This is a genomic window from Pseudoruminococcus massiliensis (assembly GCF_900291955.1).
GTDB lineage: Bacteria > Bacillota > Clostridia > Oscillospirales > Acutalibacteraceae > Pseudoruminococcus > Pseudoruminococcus massiliensis.
Window position 1 is genome coordinate 1 of record NZ_OLMR01000016.1, and the last position, 7518, is coordinate 7518.

Sequence of the window (7518 nt, forward strand, 5' to 3'; positions counted from 1 at the left end):
CAAGCCAGATGTCGTACTTATTTATCAGCTTGTCTTTATGCAAATAATTGCATAGCCAATTCGGGTTGCAATAGAGCATTGGACGATAGCCAGCAGACTTGATTCTATCGCAGAAGGCAATAACAATACTTGTAAGAGTATCTTTGCCAAGATGAGTCTGCGAGGAATCCTCAATATCGAAAGCTACTGGCAAGTCAAGCTTGTAGCCCTTAATTGTTTTTAAGCAAAATTCAGCTTCCTTTTTGGCTTCAGCAGCAGACTTTGCATAGCTATAATGATAAATGCCGCACTTAACACCAGCTCGCTGAGCGTTTGTAATATTGCGCACAAACTTATTATCGACCTGATTAGGATTTTCAACACCAAAGCTCGAACGAATCATAGCGTATCTTACACCTGATTTATAGACCTTATCCCAGTCGATATTTCCGTTCCAAGTCGATACATCAATCAATTTTTCTTTCATTGAAGATACCCCATTTCCCTATAATAAACCTTTTCCGCTTCAACTTCCTTGGCTGTAATGCTATTAATGTCTTCATCAGATATACCCATACATTCCTTGATTTCGTCTTTGCTTTTGCCATATGCAAGAGCCTTGATTAATTGTCTTTTAATTTGTTCTGTCATTATAATACTTCCTTTCATTGTTTAATCCGTTCAGTCCTCCGCTTCTGGCAATCCAGCTATACTTGTAAGTACAGATAAAATGCCTGCCAGTAAACTTGCAGAGCCTAACATAGCCCAGTTTACATCTTGCATAACTGCTGATACACCAATTGTAGCAACTGCCGTCTGAGCAACTGTTCTAATCGCTCTTATGCCTGCTGCTTTAATCCATTTTTTAGCTTTTGTACTCATCATATTTAACCTCTCCTTCATTTTGAATCTTGTTCTAAGTCGCTGATACGGTGATTGATAACCTTGATTTCTTCATCATAAAGACTGGTTNATTTCTGCCTGATCAGGAGAGAGGCCGTTATTGTGAGAATGAGGTCTGAAAGAATTGTAGAAACCGTTGATATACTGAAAAATGCTCAGTTTCAGTTCATCAAAGGAAGAGTAAGTTCTGCGGTTGGTTTCTTCTTTTTTCAAGTACTTGAAAAAGCACTCCATTACAGCATTATCATAAGGATGCCCTTTTGCGGAAAATGACTGAACAATATTTAGCTCGTCCAAATGTTTCCTGAAAGCTTCTGCTGTAAACTGACAACCTCTGTCACTGTGAAAGAGTAGGCTGCCTGAAATATTACGGTTGGCGACAGCTGAATCAAGTGTTTCAATTGCAAGCTTTGTGTTGAGATGTGGAGATAATTTATATGCGATAGCCTTTCTTGAAAACAGATCAAGTATTACACAAAGGTAATAAAATCTTCCCGCGGCACGAAGATATGTAAAATCACATACCCATACTTTATTAGGTTGGGATGGATTAAAACGCTGTTTCAATATGTTTGGGCAATGCTCATTTGAAGCTGTTTTGTGTTTTGGATAGGACGGCTTGATAGTACTCATTTTTGGCAGATTCATACCTTTCATAAGGCGATAAACCCTTTGCGTACTTATATTTATGCGATATTCACCGGCAAGGCAATTTTTTATCTTGTAAGCTCCGAAGCGTTTTTTTGATCTTGCATAAAGCTCGGCAATACAACTTCGAATCCTACGGTTTTCAAGCTCTCTTTCAGAGGGCTTGTGATGAAGAAATTTGTAATATGTGCTTCTGTTGACACTAAGAACACGGCAAAGCGTTGTAACAGCGTGTTCTGATGACAGCAGCTTTACGGCATTCAGTCTTTGCCTGAGTTTGGCGTGAATATCGCAATGGCTTTTTTTAGTATTAGATTTTCCTCCTCAAGTTGGGCATTGCGTTTTTGAAGCTCCTTTATTTGTTTGGCTGTAAAAACTGTTTCATCATCAATTTTTACTTCTGAGTACTGCTTTATCCAATTGGATAAAGCACTGTGAGAAATTCCATATTCCTTGTGTATTTCAGAATATGTTTTTCCCGAATGGTACAGATTGACTATTGTTTGCTTATATTCCTGGGTGTATTTCGGATTTTTTGAAGACATTTTTTATTCCTCCTTTTTCTGTCTTCTATTTTATCATACTTGTCCACTTTTTTATTATATATCCATCATATCATTGCAAACTGCAAGCTTGTGCACACGCCGAGCATTGATTATGAGAGCTATTATAACCGACTTAAATGTATCAGCGATGAAATAAACCACCACTTAATTGTTCTGAATCAAATCGGAACATTGGATGAGCCGCAGTTCCATACGCTCTGCGAAGAAGCGGTAGGAACATCAAAACGACTATCTAATGAGCTGACCAAAAAGCTGGATATTGAAATTGAAAAATCAAGGGAGGTGAATGCTTGAGAAACGGAAAGCACTATGTTCAAGTTCGGATGACAAAAGCCGAAAAAGAGAATTTCTTAAGGATCAGTAAACTATGCAACGCCCCTGAAAAAACAGTTCTGTATTGGCTTGTAAACGATATGATTGTTAACGAAAAGCCGCCTGAAATCTTTCATAAAATCACAAGGCTGCTTTTAAGACTTCAAACCAATGTCGATCACATTTGGCTCGGTCACAACAATTTGTCCGAAAAAACTAAGCACAAATATCACAGGTTTTCAAAAGCACTGAACAATTACGATTGCGAAATCATTTACAAAGGATTATTTGCAGAAGCACACTACGGCGAAGGCCAAGAGTGACAACATTGAAAGGCAGTAATTATGAAACACAAACCAAACTGCCGTTTCAATCATATTTTCCTATACACAATTTTCTACAAGAGACGGCAGACAAAAAGAAAAATGAATTACGAAAGGATTATGTTGAATGAAAAACGAAACCAAAATGTCTGCCGAAAAGGTAGTAAAGCAACCCAAACCGAAGCTTATGAACATTAAGCTTGAAAAGCTTCACCCGTTTAAGAGCCACCCCTACAAGGTGCTTGATGATGAGTCAATGACGGAACTTGTTGAAAGCATAAAAGAATACGGATTTCTAAACCGCATTATCGTCCGCCCACTTGAGGAGAAACAGGACGAATACGAAATCATATCCGGGCACCGCAGAGTGCACGCCGCCGAGCTTCTTGAAATAAAAGAGGTCTCGGCGGTTGTCCATTTTATCGACCGTGACCAAGCCACGATTTTAATGGTAGATTCAAACTGTCAGTGTGAAAATCTGTCCCTTATGGAAAAGGCGCGGTCTTACAGAATGAAAGCGGACGCACTTTCTCATCAGGGACGCACTTGTGGACAGACTGGCCACAAGTCGCGAGATAATGTTTCGGATGCCGACAGCGGAAGAACTGTGCAGCGCCTAATTCGATTGACCTATCTAATGCCCGAACTTCAAGAATATGTAGATAACGGCAAAATGAAAATGCTCCCGGCTTACGAATTGTCTTTTCTTAATGAAGAAGCCCAAAGGGATGTCATTGACCGTATCGATGAAACCGAAAACTTTCCATCCCACGCACAAGCTCGCCGTATGCGCGCCGCTTTTGAAGAAGGCAAACTTGACTACGATACCGTAGCTGAAATTATGGCTGAGGTTAAACCCAATCAAATTGAAAAGCTGAAAATCCCGATGGACGATATTCGCAAATATGTGCCGTCATCTATGACACCGGCTGAAATGTTGGAATACCTGCTTAAGCTTGTCAAAAAAGAATATGACCGTCAGCATAATCGCAACGCGAGATAAGAAGGGCTTATAAATAAGTTTATTGTAGGCTTCGGCGCCGCACCACAGGAATATGTTATTAACAGCGTAAGATATGTGGTTGAGTCGAAATTTCAAAAACCTAACTACAAAGAACCCAAAGGGAATACTTTGCTGAATAACCGTATCGGAAATTATCTCACAAGCGATTTCGCAGATTTGCCGTCCGTCGGTTCAAGTAATATAATAAGCACCGAATATGATTGTACGGCTGCCGGGAAGGAGGATAATAATGCAGCCGAAAAAGAATAACAAAATCGGGATAACGGCGCTTTATTGCCGTTTGTCCCGTGATGACGGAATGGACGGTGAAAGCAATTCAATCGTCAATCAAAAAACGCTGCTTTCGCAAAAGGCAAAGGAAAAAGGATTGACCGATATAAAATTCTATGTGGATGACGGATATACAGGGACAAATTTCAACCGACCGGGATTTCAGCAGTTAATATCGGATATTGAAATGGGATATATCTACGCCGTAATGGTAAAAGACTTATCCCGTCTCGGACGAGATTATGTTTCGGTCGGTAATTATACAGATGTGTATTTTCCAGATCACGACATTCGGTTCATCGCCGTGAATGACGGAATAGACAGCGAGGAGGGCGAAAGCGAAATTGCTCCCTTCAAGAACATCTTAAACGAAATGTACGCACGGGATATATCCAAGAAAATTCGTTCATCACACAGACTGAGGGGCAGTATGGGTGAGCCTTTATCTCAACCGCCCTACGGATATATGAAATCCGCTGAAAACAAAAAGAAGTGGGTTGTCGACCCGGAGGCGGCAGAGGTGGTGAAAAGCGTTTTCAAAATGTGTCTTGAGGGCAAGGGTGCCGAAACAATCGCCCGAATCTTACAGGAACGCAAAGTATTAGTTTCTATGACAAGCAAGGGACTGCTGAGAGGCGGCAAGAAAACGCAGCTGAACCCGTACAAATGGTGCAAGACGACAGTATCCAAAATTGTTTCTCAACAGGAGTATTGCGGCGATATTATCAACTTCAAAACCTGCTCCAAATCATTCAAAAATAAAACGCGGTATGCAAATCCTGAAGATAAATGGATGATTTTCAAGGATGTTCACGAGCCGATTATTGACCGCGAGGTATTTGAGCAGGTGCAGAAGCTTATAGGCAAAACCCGCCGCCGCAATCCCAAACCGGAAAACTGTGAGCGCAATATGTTCTGCGATTTGCTCTACTGTGCCGATTGCAGAAAAAAGCTGTGGTTTAACATCAAGCATGATAAAGAGGATATTCCGTTCTTTATGTGCGGCAATTACCACGGAAACTGAGGCACCTGTTCCTCCACGCATTATTTGAGAGCTGACGCCATTGAGCAGGTGGTAACATTAGAGCTTCGCAGGCTATCAAAATGTATTTGTGATAACGAGGAAGACTTTGCAACGCTGCTTGCCGACAAAACAAATGCCGACATTTTCAAAGAGAAAAAGCATCTTGAGAGCGAGCTACAAAAATGTCTTATGCGCAGTGAGCAGGTGTCGGAGCTGTGTATCAAGTGCTATGAGGACAATGTAGCGGGCAAACTGAATGACGAGATGTTTATGCGGTTTTCTCAAAAGTACGAAACCGAACGATTAGAACCGAAAGAGAAAATCTCCGCATACCGTAAACGCCTGTCGGAAGTTGATGAAATGCAGCTCGGGAAAGAAAAGTTCATTGCCGCTGTTCGGAAATTCATGCAGATGGATAAGCTCACAGCACCTCTCTTGCAGGAACTCATTGACCGCATTGATGTGTACGAGGTCACGGCCACCGGCAAAAAACGCAAGCAGATGATAAAGATACACTATAAGTTTGTAGGGTATCTGGAACTGCCGAGTCTTGCAAGACGGCACAATTACCGTGAGGAAACCCGAAAAGGCGTTGCCGTTGAATATGTCCCGAATGCTTTACCGGCATAACAAAAAGAGCAGGGTAATCCCTGCTCATACATACAAGAAGATGCAAAATGTAGGCAAAAAGAAATCGAGTGTCCTCATCCAACTCTCAGGTTGGTTATGAATACTCGATATGGTGCGGGTGATTTGATATTGCGGTATTTATGCGGTTTTAAAGGGATTTTTGTTAGTTATTTGTTATTTTCTTACGAACATTGTCATTGTTTTATTTAGCTTTAATCTACTTTTTAGTATAAGTTAAAACACACAACTTAGCAGAAAATTAATACAACCAGGAAACTTATGATAATTAACTTTATAATTTTGCATTTAACATTTGTGATAAAATTAGGTATGTATTTATGTATATATTGTGAATTGATTTTTCGGTAATATAAATTTATAATAAATTTAAAATAATTTAATTGGAGGTAACTATGGATTTTTTAACTTCTATACTATGGGAAATTTTAAAAAATGGTTTAAAAATAACAACTGATTATTTACAAAAGAAGTTGTTTAACTGGAATTTGAGTAATGAAGAATTGAAAAAAATCAAGGAAATAGCTAATTCTACTCCAGATGTATATTTAAAATCAGAAGGTATGCTAAAAGAATACTTAAAGATGGATAAAGAACTTCAAAATATACTTAAATTGATAAAACCAAATGTATCAATTACTCAAAACATTACTGAAAATACTGGAGTTGCAATTAACGCACAAGAACATCATGGGGACATTAATTTTTATTCTAACACTGCAAAACCTCATAAAACATTAAATTCCGATTTTAAAATCATAGAACAATATTCTGAATATTCTCCAATTCAAATGCTGAGTTCATTTAAGAAAACACGAGATATATGTATTATAAAGACTTTGAATAATGGATGTTCATTTGTATCAGGAAACATAGATATTCCTCAATCAATAAAAAATCTTCCAGGATGTCAATTCAGTATGATGCTTTTTTCATTTTCACCTTCAGAAAATTGGATTAGTTTTTGTAAGGAAGATTATTTTCTTTGTTTTGATTTAGAATTATCTAAAGGAATATCTCAAGTACAATTTCAAGTAAAAAATTCTAATCACAATCAATTCATTGATTTTCCTTTGAAAAGTGGTAAGTTCTGCAAAAAACTTTCAGAACTTGCAAAAGAACATTCTTGGCAAGATATAAACGAAATTTGTTTTACAGTTTTTGCAGATGACCAATACATAACAGAAGAAAATGGTTATATTAAAGTAAGTGATTTTGTATTAAGAAAAAATTAAAAAATCAAAAAATATAGCAAACAAAAAGGAGCTGTATCTACACTTTCGTGTGGGTACAGCTCTTAGTCATTTTATGTTATTTTACTCTAATCTTCTGACCGACATAGATTAAATCTCTGTTTTTGATATTGTTAAGCGATACAAGCTTGTCTACTGTTGTACTATATCTGTATGCGATATAGCTAAGTGTATCACCGCTCTTAACTGTATAATAAACCTTATCTGATTTTACAGTCGAAGTTGTGCTGACTTTAGCAGTGTAATCAAGGCATATCCAGCCTCCGTACTTGCCGACATAGCCCCAATTGCCTGTTACCTTGCTTACAGATACCATAGTGCCACATTTCAAAGCAGTGATTATGTTGTAGTTTGTACCTGCCCCTTTGCGAACATTAAGCCCATCCTGGGCAGTGACTTTGACAGAATAATCTGTCTTTTTAACACTGCTTGGCTTTGTAGCTGGCTTAGTTGTTGTGGGTTTGGTAGATGTGTAGTCTTTAAAAATCCAGTTCATATCAACTGAACCCGAAATGCCTGGCACACTGCCATTTTCTGAGTACTGCCAGATTGCACAATTGTAGCTTGG

Annotated in this window: 11 protein-coding genes; 6 read left to right on the top strand and 5 right to left on the bottom strand. The window is 38.6% G+C overall.

Annotation, left to right across the window (positions count from 1 at the left end):
- The 4 genes from C9914_RS11270 to C9914_RS11280 form a co-directional block, all read right to left on the bottom strand.
- Window positions 1-466, bottom strand: a 466-nt coding sequence (locus C9914_RS11270; RefSeq protein WP_207654845.1) for a glycoside hydrolase family 25 protein, incomplete at its 3' end; no start/stop codon positions are given.
- Window positions 463-630: a hypothetical protein gene (locus C9914_RS11575; RefSeq protein WP_158707416.1), complete on the bottom strand. Its 168-nt coding sequence runs from the start codon at window positions 628-630 to the stop codon at window positions 463-465. The genes C9914_RS11270 and C9914_RS11575, both read right to left, overlap by 4 nt.
- A gap of 30 nt (window positions 631-660) precedes the next feature.
- A complete protein-coding gene (locus C9914_RS11275) occupies window positions 661-864 on the bottom strand; it encodes a holin (RefSeq protein WP_408003201.1) in 204 nt (67 codons plus the stop codon).
- Between the two features lie 72 nt (window positions 865-936).
- Window positions 937-2075, bottom strand: a protein-coding gene (locus C9914_RS11280; RefSeq protein ID WP_106765488.1) for an IS3 family transposase whose coding sequence is annotated in 2 segments (ribosomal slippage) — window positions 937-1826 and window positions 1826-2075 — 1140 coding nt in all. Because the reading frame shifts where the segments join, the coding sequence is not laid out codon by codon here.
- 311 nt (window positions 2076-2386) lie between these two features.
- Here C9914_RS11280 and C9914_RS11285 point away from each other — a divergent pair.
- The 6 genes from C9914_RS11285 to C9914_RS11305 all read left to right on the top strand — a co-directional run bounded on the left by C9914_RS11285 (window position 2387) and on the right by C9914_RS11305 (window position 6932).
- On the top strand, window positions 2387-2731 hold the full coding sequence (locus tag C9914_RS11285) for a hypothetical protein (protein WP_106765490.1): 345 nt from the start codon (window positions 2387-2389) through the stop codon (window positions 2729-2731).
- A gap of 127 nt (window positions 2732-2858) precedes the next feature.
- Window positions 2859-3734 carry a ParB/RepB/Spo0J family partition protein gene (locus C9914_RS11290; RefSeq protein ID WP_106765492.1) on the top strand — a complete coding sequence of 292 codons (876 nt, stop codon included), beginning with the start codon at window positions 2859-2861 and terminating at the stop codon, window positions 3732-3734.
- A 129-nt stretch (window positions 3735-3863) separates the two neighbouring features.
- The gene (locus C9914_RS11580; RefSeq protein ID WP_158707417.1) at window positions 3864-4004 is read left to right on the top strand and encodes a hypothetical protein; all 141 of its coding nucleotides are present in this window, start codon (window positions 3864-3866) and stop codon (window positions 4002-4004) included.
- Complete coding sequence (locus C9914_RS11295) at window positions 3985-5049, top strand: recombinase family protein (protein ID WP_158707418.1); 1065 nt, start codon at window positions 3985-3987, stop codon at window positions 5047-5049. Before C9914_RS11580 ends, C9914_RS11295 begins: the two co-directional genes overlap by 20 nt.
- A 48-nt stretch (window positions 5050-5097) precedes the next feature.
- Entirely contained in the window at window positions 5098-5679 is a 582-nt protein-coding gene (locus C9914_RS11300; RefSeq protein WP_158707419.1) for a DUF4368 domain-containing protein, read from the top strand.
- 413 nt (window positions 5680-6092) lie between these two features.
- Window positions 6093-6932: a hypothetical protein gene (locus tag C9914_RS11305; RefSeq protein ID WP_106765498.1), complete on the top strand. Its 840-nt coding sequence runs from the start codon at window positions 6093-6095 to the stop codon at window positions 6930-6932.
- 76 nt (window positions 6933-7008) lie between these two features.
- On the opposite strand, the gene C9914_RS11310 is transcribed toward C9914_RS11305, so the two are convergent.
- A partial coding sequence (locus C9914_RS11310; protein ID WP_158707420.1) for a LysM peptidoglycan-binding domain-containing protein occupies window positions 7009-7518 on the bottom strand: 510 nt, incomplete at its 5' end.